Genomic DNA, 24,537 nt, shown 5'->3' on the forward strand with positions numbered 1-24,537 from the left:
ATAGAAGCATCACACATGCTCTGGTTCTTTGTTTGTCGCCTGTCTTTCGACAAAACCGGCTTCCACTTTTGTCGGACAGGCTCTACCGCCCTGCCGGAAACACGAAACAGCGGTCGCGGCGGATCATCAGCCACAGCGCGGTGCCCGGTTTGGGCAGGAACACGTTGGGCACCGAGGCGGTCAGCCGTGATCCGTCGAAATCCATCGCGAAATCGACCAGACTTTCGCGGCCCAGAAAACGCGCGCGGGTGACAGTGCCGCGCGCCGCCGTACCATCCTGCGGCGTGGGGTTGGGGCCACGGCCCGCGCGGTCAAAGTCGATCTTGAGATGCTGCGGGCGGATCACGATTTCCACCTCTGCGCCCTCGGCATGGCCGGGGGTCAGGAAGGCGCCAAAGGGCGTGTTGGTCAGCGCACCGCGCGACGTGCCGCGTATCACGTTGATGTCGCTGAAGAACGCCGCCGCTGCCCGGTCCACCGGCGCGTTGTAGACATTGTAGGGCGAGCCGCGCTGCACGATGCGGCCCGCGCGCATCAGGGCGATTTCATCACCCATACGCAAAGCCTCGTCGGGTTCATGCGTCACCAGCAGCACGGCGGTTCCCTCGTCCTTCAGCACCTCCAGCGTGGTGTCGCGGATGCCGTCGCGCAGCCGGTTGTCGAGGCCGGAAAACGGCTCGTCCATCAGCATGACACGGGGGCGCGGGGCCAGCGCACGGGCCAGCGCCACGCGCTGCTGTTCCCCCCCCGACAGTTGATGCGGGTGTTTGGGGCCAAAGCCGGTCAGGTTCACCCGCTCCAGCAGCGCATCCACCCGGCGGGCCTTGTAATCGCGCGCGTCGCGCAGGCCGAACCCCACATTCTGCGCCACGGTCATGTGCGGAAACAGCGCGAAATCCTGAAACATCAGCCCGACAGACCGGGCCTCGGGCGGCAGATGCAGGCCCTGGTCAGCCACCACGCGCCCGTCGATCACCACCCGGCCATTGTCCAGCGGCTCTACCCCCGCGATCATGCGCAGCGTGGTGGATTTGCCGCAGCCCGACGGTCCGAGAAGGCACGTCACCTGCCCCGCCGCAATCGTCAGTGACAGGTCATCCACCACCGGCTGCCCGCCAAAGGCGCGGGTCAGGCCGGTGACATGCAGGCGGACAGGCGGGGGCGACATGGCAGGCCTTCAATTCTGACGGAAAGCATCGGCTATCAGCCGCCGCTTGTGCCGCCATTCACCGGCAAAGGCAAGGCTGCGGCACCGTTGTGCCCGCCCGGATGCCCTGCCCCATCGCAAGACCGGTCGCGCATCAGAGGGTGACCATCGAGGCCCCGCCATCCAGCAGGATGTTCTGGCCCACGATGAACCCGGCATGCTGCGAGCAAAGGAAAGCGCAGGCCGCACCGAATTCGGCCGCCGTGCCATAGCGGCGGGCGGGAATGCCGGCCTCGCGCTGCTTGCGCGCCTCGTCCAGCGTGATGCCCTGCGCCTTGGTCACGCCGGTATCCAGCGACAACGCGCGGTCAGTGTCATGGATGCCTGGCAACAGGTTGTTGATATTCACACCCAGCGGGGCCACTTGCCGCGCCGTGCCCGCCACATAGCCGGTCAGCCCGGCGCGGGCCGCGTTCGACAGGCCCAGTTGCGGGATCGGCGATTTCACCGATTGCGAAGTGATGTTCACCACCCTGCCCCAGCCGCGGTCGATCATCCCCGGCATCAGCGCGGTCATCAGCGCGATGGGGGTCAGCATGTTGGCATCCAGCGCGCGGATGAAATCATCGCGCGTCCAGTTCTGCCAGGTGCCGGGGGGCGGGCCACCGGCATTCGTCACCAGAATATCCACCGCGCCCGCCGCCGCCAGAACCTCGGCCCGGCCTGCCTCGGTGGTGATGTCGGCGGCTGCCGTGGTCACCTGCACGTTCCAGCGGCTGCGGATCTCGGCGGCCGTCGCCTCCAGCGCATCAACCCCGCGCGCGTTCAGCACCAGATCGACGCCCGCCTCGGCCAGTGCCATGGCGCAACCGCGCCCCAGACCCTTGGAGGCTGCCGTGACCAGCCCCCGTTTGCCGCGAATTCCCAGATCCATGCCCATCCCCTTTGCCGGTTGCAGCCATGGCATACCAGCCCGCGCGACCGGGCGAAAGCCGACCCTCCCGCGCGGCACGGCGATTCGCCCCGCAGGGGTTCGGCCTTGGCCATCGCCCAAGCGAGAAACAATACCGGCTGCCGGGCCGGCCCGTTTCCGGGTGCTGCGCAGTCGGCGGCATTGCTTGACGGACCAATCAATTTCTTGCTAACCGTTTTCAGGCTTGGTGGGGACCGGGCTGTCGGGTAACGACGGCCTGTATCGCTTTCCCGGATCGCCCCGCATGAAGATCGACACCGCATTGACCGACAACGCCAACCTTCCCGGACATGCCTGCCAGCTGTTCCGGGCGGAAGACATCTATGTCTGCGCCGGGGCCAACATGGGCGATGTGCTGGGCGAGGCCGATGATGTCTGCCCGGGTGACAGTTACGAGCTTGCCGACGATGCCAGCCCGCAGCGGCTGGTGGTGGCATGGACGCATGACAGCGGCACCCCCCGCGTGGCCCAGCAATCCGGTATCGGCAGCCCCGGCGACCCTGTGACGCTGTCGGGCCGTTACACGCTGATGGCCCCCGATGGCGACAAGGTGGAACTGGTGCTCTTGCGGCTGGAAGGGGCGCGCGGGGGCCTCTATGTGCTGCCGCTGTCGCCGATGGGCGCGCGCACCGAATACACATTGCTGAAGGTGGAGGAGGCTCCCAGCGCCACCCGCCTGTCTGATCTTTTGTGCGTGTCCTTTGCACGCGGCACGATGATCACCCTGGCCGATGGCAGCCAGCGCATGATCGACACGCTGGAGCCGGGGCAAAAGCTGCTGACCCGCGACCATGGCGCGCAGCCGATCCGCTGGGTGGGGCGGGCGACCCTGCGCGCCGTGGGGGCTTTTGCCCCAGTGGTGATTTCACGCGGGGCTTTGGGCAATGCGGGCGACCTGATCGTCAGCCAACACCACCGGATGTTCCTTTACCAGCGCGACCGGCTGGTGGGGCAGCGCACCTCTGAACTGCTGGTGCAGGCCAAGCATCTGGTGAACCGCGACACGATTTTCCTGCGCGAGGGCGGGTTTGTCGATTACTTCAGCCTGGTGTTCGACCGGCACGAGATCATCTATGCCGAGGGCATCCCCGCCGAAAGCCTGATGGTGAACGACGCGACGGTGTCACGCCTGCCCCCCGAGCTGGCGGATGAGGTAAAGGCCCGCTTCCCTGGCCTCAGCCAGAACCAGCATTTCGGAACGGAAGCGACGCGGCAGTTGCTCGACATGATCTGGGCAGCCCCGACGCGGCAGTTTGGAAGGGGTGGGGGGCGGTAGAGGGCTTTCTGCCTGAGCGCTATTCGCCGTCGTCAAATGCACCCTCGAAAAAGGTGCCTTTAGTCCCCGTTTCTTTCCGCGTGCACAAAAAAGACTCGCGGGTTCTCACGATCCTACCGCTAACTTGGCTGGGCTTGTCAGTGAAAATCTGTAATTCGCTTTTGTTGTATGCTTTAATAGCGGCGAGGCAAGCCTGCATTGTCGCAAATTCACCTCTACGCCAATCTGCATGGGCAGTTCCCGCAAGCGCAGCAAGCCCAATCAGCGCGGCAACCATCACAATAAAAATCCGATCCATAATGATCCTAAAGGTTTTCGCCATTTGAAAGACGGTCAATAGTAGAATGTAGCCCCGTTTATGTCCTATGTCGCGTTAAAAAGTTTAATTGGCTGAGATTCCTGTCGTATAGTAACTGTTCAATTAACTAACGGTGTTGTCCCCCCTTCACCCCGGCAACGTCACCACAATCGCCCCCCGGTCCGTCGCCACCACCGTATGCTCATACTGCACCACCGGCGCGGGCGGGTCGCTGTAAAGCGTCCAGTCGTCGGCCCCGCCCCTCGCCCAGACCCCGCCGCGCGAGAGGAAGGGTTCCACCGTCAGCACCAGACCCCGGTGCATGCGGCGTTTGTCGCCGCGGGTGGGCCAGGTGGGCACCTCTGCCGGGTCTTCGTGCAGCGCGCGGCCGACGCCGTGGCTGGCGAGGTTCCGGATCAGCGTATAGCCCTGCGCCTGTGCGAACCGCCCGATGGCATGGCCGATGCCTGCCAGCGGCCTGTCATGGCCCACCTGCGCAATGCCGATCTGCATGGCGCGCTTGCCATCCCGGCACAGCCGGTCAAGCGAGGGGCGCACTGGCCCCAGCCGGAATGTGGCCCCGGTATCGGCGAAAAAACCGTCCTTGCTGGCCGACACGTCGATGTTCACCAGATCGCCCACCGCAAGAACGCGGTCGCCCGGAATGCCATGGGCAATCTCCTCGTTCACGCTGATGCAGGTGGCGCCGGGGAAATCATAGGTGGCCTCGGGCGCAGACACCGCGCCCTCGCGCTCCAGCAGCGCGCGGCCGATGTCATCCAGTTCCCGCGTGGTCATGCCGGGCTCCATCGCGCGGGCCATGGCCTGCATGGTATTGGCCACGATGCGGCCAATGGCGCGCAGCCCGTGCAGTTCGTCGTCATGGTTGATCGTCATTCCCGGCCTCGTCGCAAAAGCAGCAGGCTGGCTGCATACCATCATCGCGCGGGATTGTCCCGCACAACCAAGGCCATGCACCACCCCCCGAATCACAGCCCGTTCCTGAACATGCAAACGGGCAGCCCTGCCAAGGCTGCCCGGCACTGTGGGTTCATGCGGCGAAGCGATCAGTTGTAGAAAAATTCCTCACGCACGATCTTGCCGTCCTTGACGTGGTAGATCGCCACTTCGTGCATGCTGAAGGGCTTGTTGTCGGCCTTGCTGATGCCCTCGGCGGTGAAGATCACGGCAAAGCTGCTGTCCCCATGCAGGAACGGCCCTTCAACCGTGCCGCCGGTCATGGTGTTTTCGTCATCCCACCACTGGTGCTTGGCGTCGATCCCGGCAAGGCCATGGATTTCGCGACCATCGCCCATATCGATCGCCTCGACCGAAACGGCATCGGCGGCATAGAGTTTCTGCAGATTGGCGCGGACGCGGCCCTCGCGGCAACCCGCGACCAGTTCATTGGCGATTTCTGAAAGTGTCATGTGAACCTCCATTGATGTTCCGTTAATGTTCTCATGCTACCCTTGTCAGATAACGGTTTCAAGACAGTTGGCAGAGTTGCGCAGAAAGTTGCGCCGCCCTATACGACGCGCATGCTTGACAACCGCCCCCCCCTGCCGCCCGAGATTGCCCGCCGCCGGACCTTTGCGATCATCTCGCATCCCGACGCCGGGAAAACCACGCTGACCGAAAAGTTCCTGCTGTTTGGCGGCGCGATCCAGATGGCGGGCCAGGTGCGCGCCAAGGGCGAGGCGCGGCGCACGCGGTCAGACTTCATGCAGATGGAAAAGGACCGGGGCATTTCGGTGTCGGCCTCGGCCATGTCGTTCGATTTCCGGCAGTATCGCTTCAATCTGGTCGACACACCCGGCCACAGCGACTTTTCCGAGGATACCTATCGCACGCTGACCGCCGTGGATGCCGCGATCATGGTGATCGACGGGGCCAAGGGGGTGGAGAGCCAGACGCGCAAGCTGTTCGAGGTCTGCCGCCTGCGCGACCTGCCGATCCTGACCTTCTGCAACAAGATGGACCGCGAATCGCGCGACACGTTCGAGATCATTGACGAGATCCAGCAGAACCTGGCCATCGACGTGGCCCCGGCCTCGTGGCCCATAGGCACGGGCCGCGAGTTCATCGGCTGCTATGACATCCTGCATGACCGGCTGGAACTGATGGACCGCGCCGACCGCAACCGCGTGGCCGAAACCATCGCCATCAACGGCCTGGCCGACCCCAAGCTGGCCGAACACATCCCCGCCGACCTGTTGGCCAAATTGCTGGAGGATCTGGAGATGGTCAGCGCCCTGCTGCCCGCCTTCAACCGCCAGAGCTTCCTTGAAGGGCACATGACGCCGATCTGGTTCGGTTCTGCCATCAATTCCTTCGGTGTGAAGGAACTGATGGACGGTATGGGCGAATACGGCCCCGAACCGCAGGTGCAAAAGGCCAAGGAGCGCGGCGTGGCGCCCGAGGAGGAATCCGTCACAGGCTTCGTGTTCAAGGTGCAGGCCAACATGGACCCCAAGCACCGCGACCGCGTGGCCTTCGTGCGCCTGTCGTCCGGGCATTTCGAGCGTGGCATGAAGCTGGTGCATGTGCGGTCAAAGAAACCCATGGCCGTCAGCAACCCCGTGATGTTCCTGGCCGCCGACCGCGAACTGGCCGAAGAGGCCTGGGCGGGTGACATCATCGGCATCCCGAACCACGGGCAATTGCGCATCGGTGATGCGCTGACCGAAGGCGAGGCGCTGCACTTCACCGGCATTCCGTCTTTCGCGCCGGAACTGTTGCAAAACATCCGCGCGGGCGACCCGATGAAGGCCAAGCATCTGGAAAAGGCGCTGATGCAATTTGCCGAGGAAGGGGCCGCCAAGGTGTTCAAGCCGATGATCGGCTCGGGCTATATCGTGGGGGTCGTGGGCGCGCTGCAATTCGACGTGCTGGCCAGCCGGATCGAACTGGAATATTCGCTGCCCGTGCGGTTCGAGGGGTCAAACTTCACCTCGGCCCGCTGGGTGACGGGTCCGCGCGCGGCGGTGGATGCGTTCATCAACGTGAACAAGGGCCACATCGCGCAGGACAGCGATGGCGACACCGTGTTCCTGACCCGCCTGCAATGGGATATCGACCGGGTGGGCCGCGACCACCCCGAGGTGCGGCTGACGGCGACGAAAGAGATGATGGTGTAACGTCGGGCTTCAGCGGGCGTTAAGACAGCGGGGCGTAACGTGAACGGGCGGGCGATTCTGCCCCCCGCCACCGGACTGCAACCGTGACCGCCGATCTTGCCAGCCCTGCGCCTTTTGCCGCCGTGATGCCCCGCTGGCGGCAGCGCCGCAGGCTGCTGGGGTTGGCGCAGGGCGAGGCTTTGCCGGCCATCACAGCCGATCTGGCCGCTCTGGCCCGGCAACGCGTGCCGGTCACGATCGCGCCCCTGCCCCGTCCCGCAAGCGGCCACGCGCGCAAACAGCACGAACTGATGGTCGAATTCGCCGGGCAGAGCGAACTCGCGCTGCTGAACGGGCTGCTAGTGGCGCATCTGCGCAAGCGGCGGCAGCCCGCCCATGCGGCGCGCCTGTTCCAGCGGATCTGGGCGGAACAGGGTGTGTTGCTGCGTGGCGAATTGTCGGCGCGCTGGCTGATCTCTTCTGTCGTCACCTTTGCCGACCATGGCGTGACCGAACGCCAGCGGCGCATCGGCCAATCACTGAACATGCTGTTCGGGCTGATCAAACTTTATGAAACCGAACGTTTGTATTCCGGTCTTGCCCCCGACAGGCCGTTTCAGCGGCGGCGGCCCAGCACGGCCCCGCTGCCGCTTGATCTGGCAAAATATTCGCTGCGGGATGGCGGAATCGAGGTGAACCTGCTGGCCCCGCTGTGGGTGCTGGCGCAGCGCGATGCCGTTGCGGGGCCGCTGGCTTGCCACCTTCTTGAACGGCTGGCCGCAGATCCCGCCGGTTTGTTTCACCGACTGGCGCTGATGCGCGCCGCGCGGGCAGAGTGGCACGCCCCTGCGCCACCCCGGGGCAGCAACCTTGACCCTCCGGCCAATATCCTGTAACGCCTGTTCAGGCTTTCGGGCCAAGACGCCGGGACGCCCGGTATGATCAGCGTCCCCTTTTCTTACATGCGGTCCGATACCGCATTCACAGGACGCAGATGACCAAATTTTCCGACCTCGCGCTGGACCCCCGCGTGCTTCAGGCCGTGCTCGAAGCTGGCTACGAAACCCCCACACCGATTCAGGCACAGGCGATACCGCATGCGCTGGAAGGCCGCGATGTGCTGGGCATTGCCCAGACCGGCACCGGCAAGACCGCCAGTTTCGTGCTGCCGATGATCACATTGCTGGGCAAGGGCCGCGCCAAGGCGCGCATGCCGCGTTCACTGGTGCTGGCCCCCACGCGCGAACTGGCCGCACAGGTGGCCGAAAACTTCGACACCTACGCCAAGCACACCAAGCTGACCAAGGCGCTGCTGATCGGCGGCGTGAGTTTCGGTGAACAGGACAAGCTGATTGACCGCGGCGTCGATGTGCTGATTGCCACGCCGGGCCGCCTGCTGGACCATCACGAGCGTGGCAAGCTGCTGTTGACCGGCGTGCAGATCATGGTGGTGGACGAGGCTGACCGCATGCTCGACATGGGGTTCATCCCCGACATCGAACGCATCTTCAGCCTGACCCCGTTCACCCGGCAGACGTTCTTCTACTCGGCCACCATGGCACCCGAGATTGAGCGGATCACCAACACCTTCCTGTCGAACGCGGTGAAGATCGAGGTTGCGCGGCAATCCACCACCTCGGCCACCATCGAACAGGCGCTGATCCAGATCACCCCCAGCCGCAAGGACCGCAGCTTTGCCGACAAACGCTCGGTCCTGCGCGCGCTGATCCGGCAGGAAGGCGAGGCCTGCACCAACGCCATCATCTTCTGCAACCGCAAGATGGATGTGGATGTGGTGGCCAAGTCGCTGAAACAGCACGGTTTCAACGCCTCGCCGATCCATGGCGACCTTGACCAGTCGGTGCGCACCAAGACGCTGGACGGCTTCCGCGACGGGTCGGTGCATCTGCTGGTGGCGTCAGACGTGGCGGCGCGCGGGCTGGATATTCCCGCCGTCAGCCATGTGTTCAACTTTGACGTGCCATCGCACCCTGAGGATTATGTGCACCGCATCGGCCGCACGGGGCGCGCCGGGCGCAAGGGCAAGGCCTATACCATTGCCACGCCCTATGACGAAAAATACCTTGCGGCGATCGAGGCACTGGTGAAACAGCCGATCCCGCGCGGTTCGGTGCCCGAGGGCTTCACCCTGACCGAAGGTGATGATGCCCCCGCGCCGCGCGGCGAGCAGCGTGGCGAGCGGGCCGAGCGTGACGGCAAGTCCAGCCGCAGCCGCAGCCGTGGTGGCCGCAGCGGCTCCGCCAGCCCGCGCGAGACCGCCCCGCGCGAGGCGATGCCGCGAGAGCCCGTGGCCCCGGTGATCGAGCTGGAAGATGACGTTGTGGCCGAGGCACCCGCCGCAGCGGTGCGCGAGGAGCGCGCGCCCTATGTGCGCCGCGATGACCGGCGAGACGACCGCCGCGATGAGCGTGGCCCCCGCCCGCAGGCACAGCGCGACTATGGCCGTGACCGCCGAGACAATGACCGTGTGCTGGGTCTGGGCGACCATGTGCCCGATTTCATCCTGCGCAGCTTCAACTTGGCCAGCCTTGGCAACACCACGGATGATGCCGAAGAGGCGATGGACAGCGCCGAGGGCTGAGACACCCGACTTTCCAGCAGAAAGGGGGCCAACCGGCCCCCTTTTTCATGGCACAGCCGTGCCGATGCGGCACACCGGGGGGCGGCCCCCCCGGCACGCCGGGCGAATCAGCCCTCTTGCAAGCGGCTGACCACCACTGTCACCTCGGGCTTCTTGCCGATCTCTTCCATGGCGACCTGCCGCACGATGCGGCGGATCGCCTCTTCCAGCTTGTCGTCATCGGCCAGCACCTTGGTTCCGGCGCGGCCCAGATAGTCGCCCAGCTCCGCCTCCAGCGTTTCGGCCAGAACGGCGCCGGTCTTGCCACGCTCGGGCAGGCCCATCAGTTCCACCCAGGCATCGCCCATCACATCATCGGATTCGTCCAGAATGAGGGTGGCCAGCGCATGCCCGTTCAGCCCCATGCGGATACGGTCGCGCACCACGCCATCCATTGCGCCGATCAGCACCGACCCATCCAGATAGGTGCGGCCAGTCTCGATGTATTCGCACACGTCGATGCTGTTGCCGCTGAGGTCGATCATCATGCCATTGGTCACAACCTCGGCCCCGATGCCCTTGGACAGGCCGATGCGGGCATGTTCGCGCAGGTGGCGATGCTCGCCATGCATCGGGATCAGAAAGCTGGGCTTCAGCAGGGTATGCACCGCCTCCAGATCGGGGCGGTTGGCATGGCCGGACACATGGTAAAGGCCGCCCGCATCATCCTGCACATCCACGCCCATCTCGCTGAAGGCGTTCATGATCTTGATCACGCCGCGTTCATTGCCGGGAATGGTCTTGGACGAGAACAGGAACAGATCGCCCTCCTTCATCTCCAGCCCCAGATATTTGCCGCGCGCCAGTTGGGCACTGGCCGCACGGCGTTCGCCCTGCGATCCGGTGACGATCAGCATCAGATTGCCGCGCGGCACCTCCAGCGCCTGTTCCGGGCTGACGATGGGCGGGAAATCCTTCAGCACGCCCGATTCCTGCGCCGCCGCCACCATGCGCCGCATCGCCCGGCCCAGAAGGCAGACCGACCGTTCGGCGGCACGCGCCGCCTCGGCCAGCGTTTTCAGCCGCGCCACGTTTGACGCGAATGTGGTGGCCACCACCATGCCGCGCGACCGCATGATCAGGTCGCGCAACGGCTCGCCCAGCGTGGCCTCGGACCGGCCCTGATGGGTGGAAAACACGTTGGTGCTGTCGCACATCAGCGCCTTGACCGGGCGTTCTGCGGCGATGTCGCGGAACATCTCGTCATTCCACGGCTCACCCACCACCGGGCTGCGGTCCAGCTTGAAATCGCCGGAATGCACGATGCGGCCCGCCGGCGTGTCGATCACGAGGCCCGAGCTTTCGGGCACCGAATGCGCCACCGGGATGAACTGCACCTTGAACGGCCCGGCCTCGACGGTTTCCGGGCGCGGGGCCACCACGGTAATCGCATCGGCGGGGTGGCCGAATTCGTCGAACTTCAGCCGCCCGATGGTCGCGGTAAACCGGCGCGCGTAGATTTTCGATTTCAGCTTGGGCCACAGATGCCCCAGCGCGCCAATGTGATCCTCATGCGCATGGGTGATGAAGATCGCCTCGATCCGATCTTTGCGCGCCTCCAGCCACGAAATGTCGGGCAAGATCAGATCGACGCCGGGCGTCGTATCCATGTCGGGGAAGGTCACGCCCAGATCGACGACGATCAGCCGTTCCTTGTCCACCGGGCCATAGCCGTAGACATAGCAGTTCATCCCGATCTCGCCCGCGCCGCCGAGGGGGAGGTAGATCAGACGGTTCTTACTCATACCGTTTCCAGTTCCTTGTTGTAACGGTGGATAAGGACGAGACCATGCATGGTCAGATCGTCCTCCACCTTGTTGAAAAGATTAAATCCCTGGTCGAAAAGGGCGGCCAGTCCCCCTGTTGCGATGACCTTCATCGGGCGTTCGCGCTCCAGCCGGATCTGGCGCACGATGCCTTCGACAAGGCCGATGTAGCCCCAATACACGCCCGATTGCATGCAGGCCACCGTATTCGTGCCAATCGCCGACTGCGGTTTCGTGACATCGACGTGAGGCAGGGCGGCGGCGGCCATATGCAGCGCCTCCAGCGAAAGGTTCACGCCGGGGGCGATGACGCCGCCGATATAGGCCCCGTCGATATCCACCACGTCAAATGTGGTGGCGGTGCCGAAATCCACCACGATCAGATCGCCGCCGTGCCGGTCAAACCCCGCCACCGTGTTCACCAGCCGGTCAGGGCCCACCGTGGTGCCCTGATCCACGCGGGGGGCCACCGGCAGGCGGCATTCCGGCTTGCCCACCACCAGCGGGCGGCAGTCGAAATAACGGCTGCACAGAACCCGCAGGTTGAACACCACCCGCGGCACGGTGGAGGATATGATCGCCTCTGTCACATGCGCCTCGGTCTTCGTCAGCATCATCAGGGATGACAGCCAGACGAAATACTCGTCCGCCGTGCGCTTGTGGTCGGTGGCGATGCGCCAGGTGGCAATGAAGCGCGCGCCATCCCAGATGGAAAACACGGTGTTGGTGTTGCCGCAGTCGATGGCCAGAAGCATGCCCGCCCCCCTAAAAGAATACCTCGGCGGCGGGGATCGCCACGCGCCCCGCAGCCGTCATCAGCACCAGCGCGCCCTGCGCATCCACGGTTTCAAACATGCCTTCGCGCGTGTGGCTACCGCTGCGCGCGGTGATAGGTTCGCCCAGACGCGCAGCATGGGCCAGCCATTCCGCCCGCAAGGGGGCAAAGCCCTGCGTGGTGAACACAGCCTCCCACCGCGCATAGGCCGGGGCCAGCGTGTCGAGAAAAACCGAGGGTTCGATGCGCTTGCCGGTTTCGGCCAGCAGGCTGACAGGGCGCAGCGCACCGGGTTCCACCGCGTCAGGCTCGGGCGCACCGATCAGGTTCACCCCGATGCCGATGGCCAGATGCGACACACCACCACCCTGCCCCGCGCTTTCCAGCAGTATCCCGGCCAGCTTGCCGCCGTTCACCAGCACATCATTGGGCCATTTCAGCGCAAAGGCCCCGGGCAGGCCGGTCAACGCGACACAGGCCTCGCGCAGCGCCAGCGCGGCGGCAAAGGACCGCAGCGCCACCACCTCGGCCCGCTCGGTGGGCCGCATCACATAGGTGCCATAAAAGTTGCCGCGCGGGCTGCGCCAGTCGCGCCCGCGCCGCCCCTTGCCCGCCGTCTGTTCCGCCGCCACGATCCATGCCGGGCCGGACAGCCCCCGGGCCAGCCGGGCGGCGTGGGCATTGGTGCTGTCCACACTGTCCAGCAGGTGCCGGGCGACGCCCAAAGGCCAATCAGCGGACAAGCGTTTCCGCCGCCACCGCCGCCAGCGCCTCGATCCCGAACAGGTTCACCACGCCCAGCAGCATCACCGCCGCAGCGCCCATCAGCATCACCCATTGCGCCACGGGCATGCCGCTGTCCAGCGCCTCGGATTCCTTGCCGAAATACATGTAGAACACGATGCGCAGGTAGTAATAGGCCCCGATCACCGAAGCCACCACCCCCGCCACCGCCAGCCAGACCATGTTGGCATCGACGGCGGCCTTCAGCACATAGAACTTGCCAAAGAACCCCACCATCGGCGGCACGCCCGCTAGGCTGAACATCAAGACCAGCATGGCCAGCGCCTTCAGCGGCTCACGCTTGGCATACATGTTCAGCGAGTCGATGGTGGTGACGGGCCGCCCGTCGCGGCTCATCGACAGGATGAAGGCGAAGGTGCCCACGTTCATCGTCACATAGATGGCCATGTAAACCAGCATGGCCTGCACGCCACCCGCGTTGCCCGCCGCCAGCCCCATCAGCGCAAAACCCATATGCGCGATCGAGGAATAGGCCATCAGCCGCTTGATGTCGCGCTGCCCGATGGCGGCAATGGCACCAAGGAACATCGAGGCCACGGCCAGCGCCGCCAGAACCTGGCTCCAGTCGCCCGGAATGCCGCCAAAGGCGTCATGCACCAGCCGCGCAAACAGCGCCATCGCCGCCACCTTGGGCGCGGTGGCGAAGAAAGCGGTCACGGGGGTGGGCGAGCCTTCATAGACATCCGGCGTCCACATGTGGAACGGTGCCGCCGACACCTTGAAGGCCAGACCGGCCAGCATGAACACCAGCCCGAACAGCAGGCCCAGCGGCACGCCATCATTTAGTGTCGAAAGGATGCCCGAAAACAACGTGGTCCCGGCATAGCCATAGGTCAGCGACGCGCCATACAGCAGCAGCCCCGACGACAACGCGCCCAGCACGAAATACTTCAACCCCGCCTCGGTGGATTTTGCCGAGTCGCGCCGCAGGCTGGCCACCACATACAGCGCAAGGCTTTGCAGCTCCAACCCCATATAAAGCGCCATCAGGTCGCCCGCCGACACCATCATCATCATGCCGATGACCGACAGGGTGATGAGGATCGGGTATTCAAAGCGCAAAAGATCGCGCCGGGTCATGTAATCCTGGCTCATCGCCAATACGGCGGCGGCCGACAGCAGGATCGTCACCTTGGCGAACCGCGCGAAAGGGTCATCGGTGAACATGCCGCCAAAGGCGGTGCGCGCACCCGTGCCACCGGTGCCAATCCACAGCGCGGCCAGCACGAAGGCCGCCACCGTGGCCCAGAGCATCATCGGGGCGGATTTGTCCTTGCCGGTGTAGACGGCGGCCAGCAGCCCCGCCATGGCAAAGATGGCGAGGGCCAGTTCGGGAAAGACGGCGGAGAAATCGGCGGAGGTCATCGGTCGTCCCTCATTCCATGGCCAGTTGCGTATCGCCCGAAACGGGGATCGCGGCCTGATAGTCGGCGGTCAGCTGGGCCACGGAGGGCCCGATGATATCGGTCACAAGGCTGGGGTAAATGCCCAGCAGCAGGGTCATGGCCACCAGCGGCGCAAAGATCGCGCGCTCGCGCCGGTCCATGTCGGTGATGCTGCGCAGGCCTTCCTTCACCAGATCGCCGAACACGACGCGGCGGTAAAGCCACAGCGCATAGGCAGCTGACAGGATGACGCCACTGGTCGCCACGGCGGCGACCCAGGTGTTCACCTGGAAAATCCCCATCAGCGTCAGAAATTCGCCGACAAAACCCGAGGTACCCGGCAGGCCCACATTGGCCATGGTGAAGAACATGAAGATCAGCGCATAGGCCGGCATCCGGGTGACAAGGCCGCCATAAGCGTCAATGTCCCGCGTGTGCATCCGGTCATAGATCACCCCCACGCACAGGAACAGCGCGCCCGAGATGAAGCCGTGGCTGATCATCTGGAAAATCGCGCCGTCGATGCCCTGCTGGTTGGCGGCAAAGATGCCCATGGTGACGTAACCCATGTGGGCCACCGAACTGTAAGCGATCAGCTTTTTCATGTCCTGCTGCGCCAGTGCCACCAGCGAGGTATAAACGATGGCAATCGCCGACATCCACAGCACCAGCGGGCTTAGAAGATCCGCCCCGACCGGGAACATCGGCAGGCTGAAGCGCAGGAAGCCATAGCCCCCCATCTTCAGCAGGATCGCCGCCAGAACCACCGACCCGGCGGTCGGGGCCTGAACGTGGGCATCCGGCAGCCAGGTATGCACCGGCCACATCGGCATCTTCACCGCAAAGCTGGCAAAGAACGCAAGGAACATAAGCGTCTGCATGCCGCCCACAATCTGGAAGCCCGCGAGGTTCAGCGTCTCCGATGCGAAATTGTGTTGCAGCAGCACGGCAATGTCGGTGGTGCCTGCGTCGAAATACATGGCGATCATCGCCACCAGCATCAGCACCGACCCCAGGAAGGTGTAGAGGAAGAACTTGAAGCTGGCATAGATCCGCTCCTTGCCACCCCAGATGCCGATGATCAGGAACATCGGGATCAGGCCGGCCTCGAAGAACAGGTAGAATAGCACCAGATCCAGCGCGCAGAACACGCCCAGCATCAGCGTTTCCAGCACCAGAAACGCGATCATGTATTCCTTGACGCGGCTTTCCACGCCCCAGCAGCTTGCGATGGTGATCGGCATCAGGAAGGTGGTCAGCATCACGAACAGCACCGAGATGCCATCGACGCCCATCTTGTATTTCAGCCCGACGATCCAGTCATACTCCTCGACAAACTGGAATCCGGTATCCGACGGATCGAACCCGGTCAGGATGGCCAGTGACACAAGGAACGTGGCCGAGGTCGCCAGCAGCGCCACCCATTTGGCGTTGCGCTGTGCGGCGGCATCCTCGCCCCGCAGGAACAGCGCCAGAATGGCCGCCGCGACCAGCGGGATGAAGGTGACGATGGAGAGAAGGTTATCCATTATTCCGCTCCTCCGCCGAGCGACATCCAGGTGACGAGGATCGCGATCCCCAGAACCATGGCAAAAGCGTAGTGGAAGATGTAGCCAGACTGCGCCCGGCCAGCCAGCCGCGTCAGCATCGGTATCAGACCCATCGCCACGCCGTTGATCGACCCGTCGATGACATTGCCGTCACCGCGTTTCCACAGGAAGCCCCCCAGCCATTTGGCGGGCTGCACGAAAATCACGTCGTAAAGCTCGTCGAAATACCATTTGTTCAACAGGAACAGGTAAAGCGGGCGCTGCTGTGCGGCGAGTTTGCCCGGCAGGTCGGGGCGGCGGATATAGAACTGGAAGGCCAGTGCAAGGCCCAGGATCATGGCGATGAAGGGCGATACCTTGACCCATTTCGGCACCTCATGCGCGGCGGCGATGATGGTGGTCGGCTCGTGATGGCCCTCGCCCTCGACATAGCCGATACGCTCTTTCACCAAGGCCAGTTCCTCGGGGCCGTAGGGCAGGATGCTGACGGCGCCCTTGTGCGGGGCGGCGGCGGCAAGCGGTGCTACCTCTGCCCCGGCGGCGGTTTCTGGTGCGGGTGCATCAGCGGTCGTCGCGGCCTGACCTTCGGTCGTGGTGGCCGCGTGATCATCGTTGGCCCCTGCCGCGTGATCTCCGGCTTCGGCATGCCCCGCGTCGCCGTGATGGGCGGCGGCGGTTTCCATACCGAACCAGTCGTTCATCTTGGCTTCGTCGCCGAAGAAGCTGTCATACCAGATCATCCCGGAAAACACCGCACCCAGCGCCAAAGCGCCCAGCGGGATCAGCATCACCCTGGGGCTTTCATGCGGCTCGTGGTGGCCATGATTGTCATGCCCGTGACCATGGGCATCAGGCCCGTGCGCTGCATGCCCGTGTGCCGCGTGACCGTGATCATCATGGCCATGCGCGGCATGCCCGCCCGCCCGGCTTTCCCCGTAAAACGTCAGGAACATCAGCCGCCAGGAATAGAACGAGGTCATGCAGGCCGCGATGACCAGCAGCCAGAAGGCATAGTTCGACCCGACATAGGCGCTTTCAATAACCGCGTCCTTCGACAGGAAACCGGCAAAACCGATATGCGTCAGCGGAATGCCCACGCCGGTAATGGCCAGCGTGCCGATCATCATCGCCCAGAAGGTCAGCGGGATTTTCTTTCGCAGGCCGCCATAGTTGCGCATGTCCTGCTCGTGATGCGTGGCGTGGATCACCGAACCCGCGCCAAGGAACAGCATCGCCTTGAAGAACGCATGGGTGAACAGGTGGAACATGGCCACCGGATAGGCCCCCACCCCTGCCGCCACGAACATGTAGCCAAGCTGCGACATGGTGGAATAGGCGATCACGCGCTTGATGTCGTTCTGCACAAGGCCGATGGTCGCCGCGACAAAGGCGGTGGTGGCCCCGATGACGGTTACGAAAACCATCGCCTGCGGTGCATATTCCATCACCGGCGACATGCGGCAGACCAGAAACACTCCGGCAGTCACCATGGTGGCCGCATGGATCAGGGCCGACACCGGCGTGGGGCCTTCCATCGCGTCGGGCAGCCAGGTGTGCAGCCCAAGCTGGGCCGATTTCCCCATCGCACCGATGAACAGCAGCACGGCCACCAGATTGGCGGCGTTCCATTCCGTCCAGAGGAACGAAAGCTGCGTCTGCGCCAATTCGGGTGCTGCGGCGAACACATCGTCAAAGCGGATCGAGTCGGTCAGGAAGAACAGCGCAAAGATGCCAAGCGCAAAGCCGAAATCGCCCACCCGGTTGACAATGAACGCCTTCATCGCGGCGGCATTGGCCGATGGTTTCTTGTAGTAGAACCCGATCAGCAGATACGACGCGACCCCCACACCTTCCCAGCCGAAGAACATCTGCACCAGATTGTCGGATGTCACCAGCATCAGCATGGTGAAGGTGAAGAACGACAGATAGGCAAAGAACCGCGCCTTGTAATGCTCGCGCGCGGTCCAGTTGTCGTCATGCGCCATGTAGCCAAAGCTGTAGAGGTGAACCAGCGCCGATACCGTGTTCACCACCACCAGCATGATGGCGGTCAGCCGGTCCAGCCGGATGGCCCATTCGGTGCTGAGCGAACCGGATTCGATCCAGCGCATCAGGATGATCTGTTCGGTCACGCCGTCATGGGTGAAAAAGATGATCCACGACAGGAAGGCGGCCAGAAACACCAGCCCGGTGGTGATGACCTGCCCGGCAAATTCGCCGATCAGACGCCAGCCGAAGCCGCAGATCAGCGCGCCGATAAGCGGCGCGAAAAGGATGATCGTTGCCATGGCTTCAGCCCTTCATCACGTTGACGTCTTCGACGTCGATGGTCCCGCGGGTGCGGAAGAAACTCACAAGGATGGCAAGGCCGATGGCCGCCTCGGCGGCTGCCACGGTCAGCACGAACATCGTGAACACCTGCCCGGTCAGATCGCCAAGGAAGCTGGAAAAGGCGACAAGGTTGATGTTCACCGCCAACAGCATCAGCTCGATCGACATCAGGATGACGATCACGTTCTTCCGGTTCAGGAAGATGCCGAAGATGCCAATGACAAAAAGCGCCGCCGCCACCGTCAGGTAATGTTCAAGTCCCACCATCGTCGTTCCCTCCGGGTCGTTGCCCGTTTTCGTTCCGTTTGCCCGTCGCTTTCCGCTGCGCCGGGCTGTCTTTGCCGCCTTAGTGCAAGGCGGGATAAAATGTCTTGCAGGCGCAGCCGAGGCCAAAGGTCTGCGTGACAGGGCGCGCGGCACCCGCCGGCCGGATGCTGCCCACCGTGATGCGCGAGCGCGTGGTCAGCGCCACCACACCCGCCGGGTCCACCGCCTGCGCCAGCGCGGTGATCGCGTCAATTGTCATCGGCTGGCCTGCTGCCGCAGCCTTTGCGACCCGGTTGGCCAGTTGTTCAACCGGGTCGGGGGGCGTATCGGCAAGCATAGGGTCATGCAGGGCAGAGCCCAGAACCACCGCCCTGCCGGTGTTGCAATCCATGATGATCGGATCATGGGTGCTGGTGCAGCCCGCGCTTTCATAGGCGTCCTGCCGGACAAGACCGTGGCCCAGATCCTTCGCCTTTGACAGGCCGATCCTGATGAAATCCGTGGCCTGATAGACCACGCCACATTGCGCCATGCGCTGCGGCACGGGTGAAGGAGTTCCGGGCACAAGCTCGCAGGCCAGCGCCGGCGCCCCCCACATCACACAGACCGCTGCCAGGGCGCGTTGCATCAGAGCCCCTGCCCCGGTTTCACGTCTTTCAACTCCATCGCCTCGGCCGGGTCGCGCCACATCTGGTGCAGGATGTTCTGGCGTTTCACGTTGGTGCGGTGGCGCAGGGTCAGCACGATGGCCCCGATCATGGCGACCAGCAGGATCAGCCCCGAAAGCTGGAACAGCAGGATGTATTTGTCATAGATCAGCAGCCCCAGCGCGCGGGTGTTTTCCACCTCGGCCATGTCGGGCGTCACAGCCTGCCGCAGGCCCATCGCACCCTCGGCCTGCACCCAGGCGCCCAGCCCCAGCGACAATTGCATCAGGATGATAACCCCGATCAGCATGGCCAGCGGCATGTATTTGGCCATCTCGCCCTTCAACTCGGCAAAGTCGATGTCCAGCATCATCACCACGAACAGGAACAGCACCGCCACCGCGCCCACATAGACGATGATCAGCAGCATGGCGACAAATTCCGCCCCCAGCAGAACGAACAGCCCGGCCGAGGACAGGAAGGCCAGGATCAGCCACAGCACCGAATGCACCGGGTTTTTCGACACTGTCACCAGCAGGCCCGCCGTCACGGTGACAAGTGCAAAGGCGTAAAAAGCCAGATCGGCAACGGTCATTCCTTGGTCTCCTCGGTTTCGGCGAACACGCTTTGCGCGATTTCCAGCGCCTTCTGCATGGCGGGCAGGCCGCCGAACATGCTCATCTGATAGATCACTTCGGCAATCTCGCGTTTCGTGGCCCCCGCCTCCAGCGCATGCCGGATCGACAGGCGCAGTTGCGGGTCGGCATGCGCGCCCAGCACGGTCAGCGCGGCCACCGTCACCAGCAGGCGGGTCTTGGCATCCAGACCTTCACGGTTGAAGGTCTTGCCGAACCACATTTCCAGCATGTCCTTCGACATGGTTGGGAACATCTTCTCGAAGCCCTTCACCTGAAAGTTCTCCAGCGCAGGGTTGAAGGCGCGGGCCATTTCCTGACCCTGCTCCATCATCGCCTTGAACATCCTGGTGAATTCGTCGTTCATCTGCGCCCCTCTTTCCGTTTCCGACCCCGTTCGCTGCCGTTCGTCACACCCTCAGCGGTAGGGTGCGTCCATTTCCAGATTGCGGGCGATCTCGGCTTCCCAGCGCGCGCCGTTTTCCAGGAGCTTGTCCTTGTTGTAAAACAGTTCCTCGCGCGTCTCAGTGGAGAATTCGAAGTTCGGGCCCTCGACGATCGCATCCACCGGGCATGCCTCCTGGCAGAAACCGCAGTAGATGCATTTCGTCATGTCGATGTCATAGCGGGTGGTACGGCGGCTGCCATCCTCGCGCGGTTCGGCGTCGATGGTGATGGCCTGCGCCGGGCAGATCGCCTCGCACAATTTGCAGGCGATGCAGCGTTCCTCGCCATTGGCATAGCGGCGCAGCGCATGTTCGCCCCGGAAACGCGGCGAAAGCGGGCCCTTTTCATGCGGGTAGTTCACCGTTTCCTTGGGCGCGAAGAAGTATTTCATGCCAAGGGCGAAACCCTTGATGAAATCGACCATCAGGAAATACTTGGCGGCGCGGGTGTAGTCGGTCTTTTGCACGAAAGCCATCACGCGATCCCCAGTTTCTGTTCGATATGTTCGACGCGCTTGTCGATCTGGCCTATCACGCTGCTCAGCCCGAAAATCATCATCGTGTGGCCGTGCAACTCGGTTTTGACCGAGTCAAATTCTTCAATCATCTTGGCCTCAACCTCGTCAAAACGCTTGTCCATCCGTCGAAAATCCTCGCGGATCGGACGAAGCTGTTCGAGCATCATGTTGTTGACGTTCTCGCTCATCTCAGCCCCCCACGGCCCAACGTGCCCAGGCCCCGCCCAGCACTTCGAACTTGGCAAGGAAGGCCACCAGAACCACCCAGCCCAGCGACATCGGCAGGAACACCTTCCAGCCGATCCGCATCAGCTGGTCATAGCGGTAGCGCGGCACGATGGCCTTCACCATGGCGAAGAGGAAGAAGAACACCGACATCTTCAGCACCATCCACAGCGCGCCATCGGGCAGGCCGGGAATGGGCGACAGCCAGCCGCCGAAGAACAGCAGGCTCATCAGCGCGCACATCAGGAAGATGGCGATGTATTCGCCCGCCATGAACAGAAGGTAAGGGGTCGAGGAATATTCCACCATGAACCCCGCCACCAGTTCCGATTCCGCCTCGGGCAGATCGAAGGGCGGGCGGTTGGTTTCGGCCAGCGCGGATATGAAGAACAGCGCCACCATCGGCAGATGCGGCAGCCAATACCAGTTGAACAGCCCCAGATCACCGCGCTGCGCCTCGACAATCGCGCCGAAGTTCATCGAGCCGGTGGAAATGATGATGCCGATGATGATCAGACCCAGCGACACCTCATAGGAAATCATCTGCGCCGCCGACCGCAAGGAGCCGAGGAACGGGTATTTGGAGTTTGACGCCCAGCCCCCCATGATCACGCCATACACCTCCAGCGAGGATACGGCGAAGACGAACAGGATGGCCACGTTGATATCCGACAGCACCCAGCCATCCGAGAACGGGATCACCGCCCAGGCCAGCACCGCCAGCACAAACGACAGCATCGGCGCCAGGAAGAACACCGCGCGGTCGGCCCCGGCGGGCACCACGATTTCCTTGACCACATACTTCAGCGCATCGGCCACCGATTGCAGCAGGCCAAAGGCCCCCACCACGTTCGGGCCCTTGCGCAGCTGCACGGCGGCCCAGATCTTGCGGTCGCCGTAGACCAGGAACAGCAGGCTGATCATCACGAAGGCGATCACCAGCAGGCCCTGCGCCGCGATCAGCAGCGTGATGCCCAAGCCCGTTTGCAGAAAATCAGCCATGATGCCCTTTGTCCCTCAGCCTTCGTCTGGCTCTGTATCAGCCGTTCGTCACAGTTCTCAGATGGTCGGAATGCCCAATGCGCCGCAGTCGCGCACCGTCACTTCGGCGTCAATCGTCCTTATGCCCGGCGGCAGCGCCGCCGAGATGGTGTAAACCGCATCGCCGCGCCAAACACCACCCGCCTGCTGCACATTGGTGCGCACATGGCGGGCAAATCCAAAGCCCCGGATCAGCGCATATTGCGCCGCCGCACAGCGGGCATAGGTCGCCACATCTTCGTTGTCGCGCGCGCCGCGCATGGCTACCCGGAAATTCACCAGATCGCCATCCAGCAGGATCGTCTCGATCCCGGCATAGCCGGGTGCATAATTGCCCTGCCCCGGCTGTTCCACCGGCGCACAGGCCACCGCGCCCAGAAGGGCGGTGGCTGCGGCAAGGGGGAACAGGCGGGCCATGGTCACTCGGCCGCCAGCGGGGGCTGCTGCCGCGCGGCCTGCGCCGCCGACAGTTCCGCCATCAGCGCCGAGGCACGGGCAATCGGGTTGGTCAGGTAGAAATCCGACACCGCCGTGCGGAAATCGGCCTTTGCCGCATCGCGCAGCGGGATGCGGAGCCATTCATTCGCCACCACCTCGTCGATCCGGCCCAGATGCGGATGCGTTTTGACCAGGGCGGTGCGCAGTGCCGCAAGCGAATCATAGGGCAGCGTCGCCCCCAGTTCCGCCGACAGCGCGCGCAGGATGGCCCAGTTTTCCTTGGCCTCGCCCGGGGCGAAGCCTGCGCGGAACGCGAGTTGCGGGCGGCCCTCAAGGTTCACGAACAACCCGTTTTCTTCGGTATAGGCGGCGGCGGGCAGGATGATGTCGGCCCGGTGCGCGCCCCGGTCGCCATGGCTGCCCTGATAGATCACGAATGCGCCTTTCGCGATCTCCACCTCATCAGCACCCAGATTATAGACCACCTGAGCCCCGTCCAGTGCCGCAGTCAGCCCGCCGTCCGTCACAGCGCCCACATCCAGCGCGCCCACTCGGGCGGCAGCGGTGTGCAGGATCAGCAGGCCCGCGCCGGTCGCCTCGGCCAGTTTCATGGTCTGGCTCAGCACCGCCTCCCCATCCGCCTCGATCAGCGCGCCCATGCCGATGATGATCACGGCGGGCTTGCCGTCAGGCTCCTTGCCCCCGGCCTCGCTGACCAGCGCGGCCAAAGCGGCGCGGTCGGTGCCTGAATGATGGTAATCATAGGTCAGATCGGCCGCCGGGCCGATTAACGCCACCTCGGCACCGGCCAACCAGGCCTTGCGGATGCGGGCGTTCAGCACCGCCGCCTCGACCCGCGGGTTGGTGCCGATCAGCAGGATCGACTTTGCGCTGTCGATATCCTCGATCCGCGCCGTGCCCGCATAGGCCGAACGGTTGCCCGCCGGCAGTTTGGCATTGTCGGTGCGGCATTCCACACGGCCGCCCAGCCCCTCGATCAGCGATTTCAGCGCAAAGGCCGCTTCCACCGGCACCAGATCGCCCACCAGACCGGCAATCTTCTTGCCCTTCATCGCGGTGGCAGCGGCCACCAGAGCCTCGCCCCAGCCCGCCTTGCGCAACCGGCCATTCTCCCGGATGTAGGGAGTATCAAGGCGTTGACGGCGCAGGCCGTCCCACACGAAACGGGTCTTGTCGGAAATCCATTCCTCGTTCACGCCGTCATGGTTGCGCGGCAGGATGCGCATCACTTCGCGGCCCTTGGTATCGACGCGGATGTTCGACCCCAGCGCATCCATCACGTCGATGGTCTCGGTCTTGGTCAGTTCCCAGGGCCGTGCGGTAAAGGCATAGGGTTTCGAGGTCAGCGCGCCCACCGGGCACAGGTCGATGATGTTGCCTTGCAGGTTGCTGTCCAGCGTTTCGTTCAGATAGCTGGTAATCTCGCTGTCCTCGCCGCGGCCGGTCTGGCCCATCTGCGTGATGCCCGCGACCTCGGTGGTAAAGCGCACGCAGCGGGTGCAGGAAATGCAGCGCGTCATCTTGGTTTCGACCAGCGGGCCCAGGTTCAGGTCTTCGCTGGCGCGTTTCGGCTCGCGGTAGCGGCTGAAATCGACGCCGTAAGCCATCGCCTGATCCTGCAAGTCACACTCGCCGCCCTGATCGCAGATCGGGCAATCCAGCGGGTGGTTGATCAGCAGAAACTCCATCACGCCCTCGCGGGCCTTCTTCACCATGGGCGAGTTGGTTTTGACAACCGGCGGCTCACCATTCGGGCCGGGCCGCAGGTCGCGCACCTGCATGGCGCAGGAGGCCGTGGGCTTCGGCGGCCCGCCCACCACTTCGACCAGACACATGCGGCAGTTGCCCGCAATCGTCAGCCGCTCGTGGTAGCAGAAGCGCGGAATTTCCACGCCCGCCGCCTCGCAGGCCTGGATCAGCGTCATGCCGCCATCCACCTCGACCACCGTGCCGTCGATGCTGATTTTCTTGAGGTTGGTCATGTCCGCATCTCCAGTTCCGCCACGCGACGCCGCAGCGCCTCCAGTTGATCGCGGATTTCATCCATTCCTTCGGCGTGCTTTTCGGTGGCCACATTCGCAAGCCCTGCAAGACCCATCGCAGCGACCACACCTTCGTGCAGTTCATCAAGCCGACGCTCAACCTTGGTCATACGCTGCCGCGTGTCCTGCGTGTCGCTGCGGATCTCACGCAGCAGGCGCAATACAAGGTTGTCCTCTGTCTCTGCCATCGCC

At 63.8% G+C, this 24,537-nt stretch carries 25 protein-coding genes; 4 read left to right on the plus strand and 21 right to left on the minus strand.

Going from position 1 to position 24,537, the window contains the following annotated elements; genetic code table 11:
• Positions 1-82: 82 nt before the first annotated feature.
• Complete coding sequence (locus tag GEU84_RS03505; protein WP_152824475.1) at positions 83-1,168, minus strand: ABC transporter ATP-binding protein; 1,086 nt, start codon at positions 1,166-1,168, stop codon at positions 83-85.
• A gap of 133 nt (positions 1,169-1,301) precedes the next feature.
• On the minus strand, positions 1,302-2,081 hold the full coding sequence (locus GEU84_RS03510) for an SDR family oxidoreductase (RefSeq protein ID WP_152824474.1): 780 nt from the start codon (positions 2,079-2,081) through the stop codon (positions 1,302-1,304).
• Positions 2,082-2,364: 283 nt separating this feature from the next.
• Between GEU84_RS03510 and GEU84_RS03515 the strand changes: the two genes are divergently transcribed.
• Entirely contained in the window at positions 2,365-3,396 is a 1,032-nt protein-coding gene (locus GEU84_RS03515; protein ID WP_152824473.1) for a Hint domain-containing protein, read from the plus strand.
• A 19-nt stretch (positions 3,397-3,415) separates the two neighbouring features.
• Here the strand turns inward: GEU84_RS03515 and GEU84_RS03520 are convergent, their stop codons facing one another.
• From GEU84_RS03520 to GEU84_RS03530, 3 genes are all read right to left on the minus strand, one after another.
• Entirely contained in the window at positions 3,416-3,718 is a 303-nt protein-coding gene (locus GEU84_RS03520) for a hypothetical protein (protein ID WP_152824472.1), read from the minus strand.
• A gap of 123 nt (positions 3,719-3,841) precedes the next feature.
• Positions 3,842-4,591 (minus strand): type I methionyl aminopeptidase, encoded by a 750-nt coding sequence (gene map, locus GEU84_RS03525; protein WP_152824471.1) that lies wholly within the window; start codon positions 4,589-4,591, stop codon positions 3,842-3,844.
• Between the two features lie 170 nt (positions 4,592-4,761).
• Positions 4,762-5,124: a SnoaL-like domain-containing protein gene (locus tag GEU84_RS03530; protein ID WP_152824470.1), complete on the minus strand. Its 363-nt coding sequence runs from the start codon at positions 5,122-5,124 to the stop codon at positions 4,762-4,764.
• Positions 5,125-5,235: 111 nt separating this feature from the next.
• On the opposite strand from GEU84_RS03530, the gene GEU84_RS03535 reads away from it, so the two are divergent.
• From GEU84_RS03535 to GEU84_RS03545, 3 genes are all read left to right on the plus strand, one after another.
• Positions 5,236-6,834, plus strand: coding sequence for a peptide chain release factor 3 (locus tag GEU84_RS03535; RefSeq protein WP_152824469.1), 1,599 nt, complete (start codon positions 5,236-5,238; stop codon positions 6,832-6,834).
• Positions 6,835-6,917: 83 nt separating this feature from the next.
• A complete protein-coding gene (locus GEU84_RS03540; protein ID WP_152824468.1) occupies positions 6,918-7,709 on the plus strand; it encodes a hypothetical protein in 792 nt (263 codons plus the stop codon).
• A gap of 98 nt (positions 7,710-7,807) precedes the next feature.
• Positions 7,808-9,415 carry a DEAD/DEAH box helicase gene (locus GEU84_RS03545; RefSeq protein ID WP_152824467.1) on the plus strand — a complete coding sequence of 536 codons (1,608 nt, stop codon included), beginning with the start codon at positions 7,808-7,810 and terminating at the stop codon, positions 9,413-9,415.
• Between the two features lie 107 nt (positions 9,416-9,522).
• On the opposite strand, the gene GEU84_RS03550 is transcribed toward GEU84_RS03545, so the two are convergent.
• The 16 genes from GEU84_RS03550 to GEU84_RS03625 form a co-directional block, all read right to left on the minus strand.
• Complete coding sequence (locus GEU84_RS03550; protein WP_152824466.1) at positions 9,523-11,199, minus strand: ribonuclease J; 1,677 nt, start codon at positions 11,197-11,199, stop codon at positions 9,523-9,525.
• The gene (locus GEU84_RS03555) at positions 11,196-11,975 is read right to left on the minus strand and encodes a type III pantothenate kinase (RefSeq protein ID WP_152824465.1); all 780 of its coding nucleotides are present in this window, start codon (positions 11,973-11,975) and stop codon (positions 11,196-11,198) included. The genes GEU84_RS03550 and GEU84_RS03555 overlap by 4 nt, the downstream gene beginning before the upstream one ends.
• 10 nt (positions 11,976-11,985) lie before the next feature.
• On the minus strand, positions 11,986-12,738 hold the full coding sequence (locus tag GEU84_RS03560; protein ID WP_152824464.1) for a biotin--[acetyl-CoA-carboxylase] ligase: 753 nt from the start codon (positions 12,736-12,738) through the stop codon (positions 11,986-11,988).
• Positions 12,728-14,164, minus strand: coding sequence for an NADH-quinone oxidoreductase subunit NuoN (nuoN, locus tag GEU84_RS03565; protein WP_152824463.1), 1,437 nt, complete (start codon positions 14,162-14,164; stop codon positions 12,728-12,730). The genes GEU84_RS03560 and nuoN overlap by 11 nt, the downstream gene beginning before the upstream one ends.
• A gap of 10 nt (positions 14,165-14,174) precedes the next feature.
• The gene (locus GEU84_RS03570; protein WP_152824462.1) at positions 14,175-15,713 is read right to left on the minus strand and encodes an NADH-quinone oxidoreductase subunit M; all 1,539 of its coding nucleotides are present in this window, start codon (positions 15,711-15,713) and stop codon (positions 14,175-14,177) included.
• A complete protein-coding gene (gene nuoL, locus GEU84_RS03575; protein ID WP_152824461.1) occupies positions 15,713-18,022 on the minus strand; it encodes an NADH-quinone oxidoreductase subunit L in 2,310 nt (769 codons plus the stop codon). Before nuoL ends, GEU84_RS03570 begins: the two co-directional genes overlap by 1 nt.
• A 4-nt stretch (positions 18,023-18,026) precedes the next feature.
• Complete coding sequence (nuoK, locus tag GEU84_RS03580; protein ID WP_152824460.1) at positions 18,027-18,332, minus strand: NADH-quinone oxidoreductase subunit NuoK; 306 nt, start codon at positions 18,330-18,332, stop codon at positions 18,027-18,029.
• Between the two features lie 79 nt (positions 18,333-18,411).
• Positions 18,412-18,960 carry a hypothetical protein gene (locus tag GEU84_RS03585; protein WP_152824459.1) on the minus strand — a complete coding sequence of 183 codons (549 nt, stop codon included), beginning with the start codon at positions 18,958-18,960 and terminating at the stop codon, positions 18,412-18,414.
• Complete coding sequence (locus tag GEU84_RS03590; RefSeq protein WP_152824458.1) at positions 18,960-19,574, minus strand: NADH-quinone oxidoreductase subunit J; 615 nt, start codon at positions 19,572-19,574, stop codon at positions 18,960-18,962. Before GEU84_RS03590 ends, GEU84_RS03585 begins: the two co-directional genes overlap by 1 nt.
• Positions 19,571-19,981 (minus strand): carboxymuconolactone decarboxylase family protein, encoded by a 411-nt coding sequence (locus tag GEU84_RS03595; protein WP_152824457.1) that lies wholly within the window; start codon positions 19,979-19,981, stop codon positions 19,571-19,573. Before GEU84_RS03595 ends, GEU84_RS03590 begins: the two co-directional genes overlap by 4 nt.
• Before the next feature lie 51 nt (positions 19,982-20,032).
• A complete protein-coding gene (gene nuoI, locus GEU84_RS03600; RefSeq protein ID WP_152824456.1) occupies positions 20,033-20,536 on the minus strand; it encodes an NADH-quinone oxidoreductase subunit NuoI in 504 nt (167 codons plus the stop codon).
• Entirely contained in the window at positions 20,536-20,766 is a 231-nt protein-coding gene (locus tag GEU84_RS03605; RefSeq protein WP_152824455.1) for a hypothetical protein, read from the minus strand. The genes nuoI and GEU84_RS03605 overlap by 1 nt, the downstream gene beginning before the upstream one ends.
• A 1-nt stretch (position 20,767) precedes the next feature.
• Positions 20,768-21,805 (minus strand): NADH-quinone oxidoreductase subunit NuoH, encoded by a 1,038-nt coding sequence (nuoH, locus tag GEU84_RS03610; RefSeq protein ID WP_152824454.1) that lies wholly within the window; start codon positions 21,803-21,805, stop codon positions 20,768-20,770.
• 57 nt (positions 21,806-21,862) lie between these two features.
• Complete coding sequence (locus GEU84_RS03615; RefSeq protein WP_174539302.1) at positions 21,863-22,267, minus strand: hypothetical protein; 405 nt, start codon at positions 22,265-22,267, stop codon at positions 21,863-21,865.
• The gene (gene nuoG / locus GEU84_RS03620) at positions 22,264-24,285 is read right to left on the minus strand and encodes an NADH-quinone oxidoreductase subunit NuoG (RefSeq protein ID WP_152824452.1); all 2,022 of its coding nucleotides are present in this window, start codon (positions 24,283-24,285) and stop codon (positions 22,264-22,266) included. The genes GEU84_RS03615 and nuoG overlap by 4 nt, the downstream gene beginning before the upstream one ends.
• Complete coding sequence (locus GEU84_RS03625) at positions 24,282-24,533, minus strand: hypothetical protein (RefSeq protein ID WP_152824451.1); 252 nt, start codon at positions 24,531-24,533, stop codon at positions 24,282-24,284. Before GEU84_RS03625 ends, nuoG begins: the two co-directional genes overlap by 4 nt.
• Positions 24,534-24,537 lie beyond the last annotated feature (4 nt).

Origin of the sequence: Fertoeibacter niger (assembly GCF_009380135.2) — a bacterium.
GTDB classification, from domain to species: domain Bacteria; phylum Pseudomonadota; class Alphaproteobacteria; order Rhodobacterales; family Rhodobacteraceae; genus Fertoeibacter; species Fertoeibacter niger.

Excerpts from the sequence above, each read along its gene's own strand:
- GEU84_RS03545 (WP_152824467.1), top strand. The coding sequence starts at position 7,808 with ATGACCAAATTTTCCGACCTCGCGCTGGACCCCCGCGTGCTTCAGGCC.
- GEU84_RS03520 (WP_152824472.1), bottom strand. The coding sequence starts at position 3,718 with ATGGCGAAAACCTTTAGGATCATTATGGATCGGATTTTTATTGTGATG.
- GEU84_RS03515 (WP_152824473.1), top strand. The coding sequence starts at position 2,365 with ATGAAGATCGACACCGCATTGACCGACAACGCCAACCTTCCCGGACAT.
- GEU84_RS03585 (WP_152824459.1), bottom strand. The coding sequence starts at position 18,960 with ATGCAACGCGCCCTGGCAGCGGTCTGTGTGATGTGGGGGGCGCCGGCG.
- GEU84_RS03570 (WP_152824462.1), bottom strand. The coding sequence starts at position 15,713 with ATGGATAACCTTCTCTCCATCGTCACCTTCATCCCGCTGGTCGCGGCG.
- GEU84_RS03535 (WP_152824469.1), top strand. The coding sequence starts at position 5,236 with ATGCTTGACAACCGCCCCCCCCTGCCGCCCGAGATTGCCCGCCGCCGG.
- GEU84_RS03505 (WP_152824475.1), bottom strand. The coding sequence starts at position 1,168 with ATGTCGCCCCCGCCTGTCCGCCTGCATGTCACCGGCCTGACCCGCGCC.
- GEU84_RS03625 (WP_152824451.1), bottom strand. The coding sequence starts at position 24,533 with ATGGCAGAGACAGAGGACAACCTTGTATTGCGCCTGCTGCGTGAGATC.
- nuoN (WP_152824463.1), bottom strand. The coding sequence starts at position 14,164 with ATGACCTCCGCCGATTTCTCCGCCGTCTTTCCCGAACTGGCCCTCGCC.
- GEU84_RS03605 (WP_152824455.1), bottom strand. The coding sequence starts at position 20,766 with ATGAGCGAGAACGTCAACAACATGATGCTCGAACAGCTTCGTCCGATC.
- map (WP_152824471.1), bottom strand. The coding sequence starts at position 4,591 with ATGACGATCAACCATGACGACGAACTGCACGGGCTGCGCGCCATTGGC.
- GEU84_RS03510 (WP_152824474.1), bottom strand. The coding sequence starts at position 2,081 with ATGGATCTGGGAATTCGCGGCAAACGGGGGCTGGTCACGGCAGCCTCC.
- nuoI (WP_152824456.1), bottom strand. The coding sequence starts at position 20,536 with ATGGCTTTCGTGCAAAAGACCGACTACACCCGCGCCGCCAAGTATTTC.
- nuoK (WP_152824460.1), bottom strand. The coding sequence starts at position 18,332 with ATGGTGGGACTTGAACATTACCTGACGGTGGCGGCGGCGCTTTTTGTC.
- nuoH (WP_152824454.1), bottom strand. The coding sequence starts at position 21,805 with ATGGCTGATTTTCTGCAAACGGGCTTGGGCATCACGCTGCTGATCGCG.
- GEU84_RS03555 (WP_152824465.1), bottom strand. The coding sequence starts at position 11,975 with ATGCTTCTGGCCATCGACTGCGGCAACACCAACACCGTGTTTTCCATC.
- GEU84_RS03595 (WP_152824457.1), bottom strand. The coding sequence starts at position 19,981 with ATGAACGACGAATTCACCAGGATGTTCAAGGCGATGATGGAGCAGGGT.
- GEU84_RS03550 (WP_152824466.1), bottom strand. The coding sequence starts at position 11,199 with ATGAGTAAGAACCGTCTGATCTACCTCCCCCTCGGCGGCGCGGGCGAG.
- GEU84_RS03590 (WP_152824458.1), bottom strand. The coding sequence starts at position 19,574 with ATGACCGTTGCCGATCTGGCTTTTTACGCCTTTGCACTTGTCACCGTG.
- GEU84_RS03530 (WP_152824470.1), bottom strand. The coding sequence starts at position 5,124 with ATGACACTTTCAGAAATCGCCAATGAACTGGTCGCGGGTTGCCGCGAG.
- nuoL (WP_152824461.1), bottom strand. The coding sequence starts at position 18,022 with ATGGCAACGATCATCCTTTTCGCGCCGCTTATCGGCGCGCTGATCTGC.
- nuoG (WP_152824452.1), bottom strand. The coding sequence starts at position 24,285 with ATGACCAACCTCAAGAAAATCAGCATCGACGGCACGGTGGTCGAGGTG.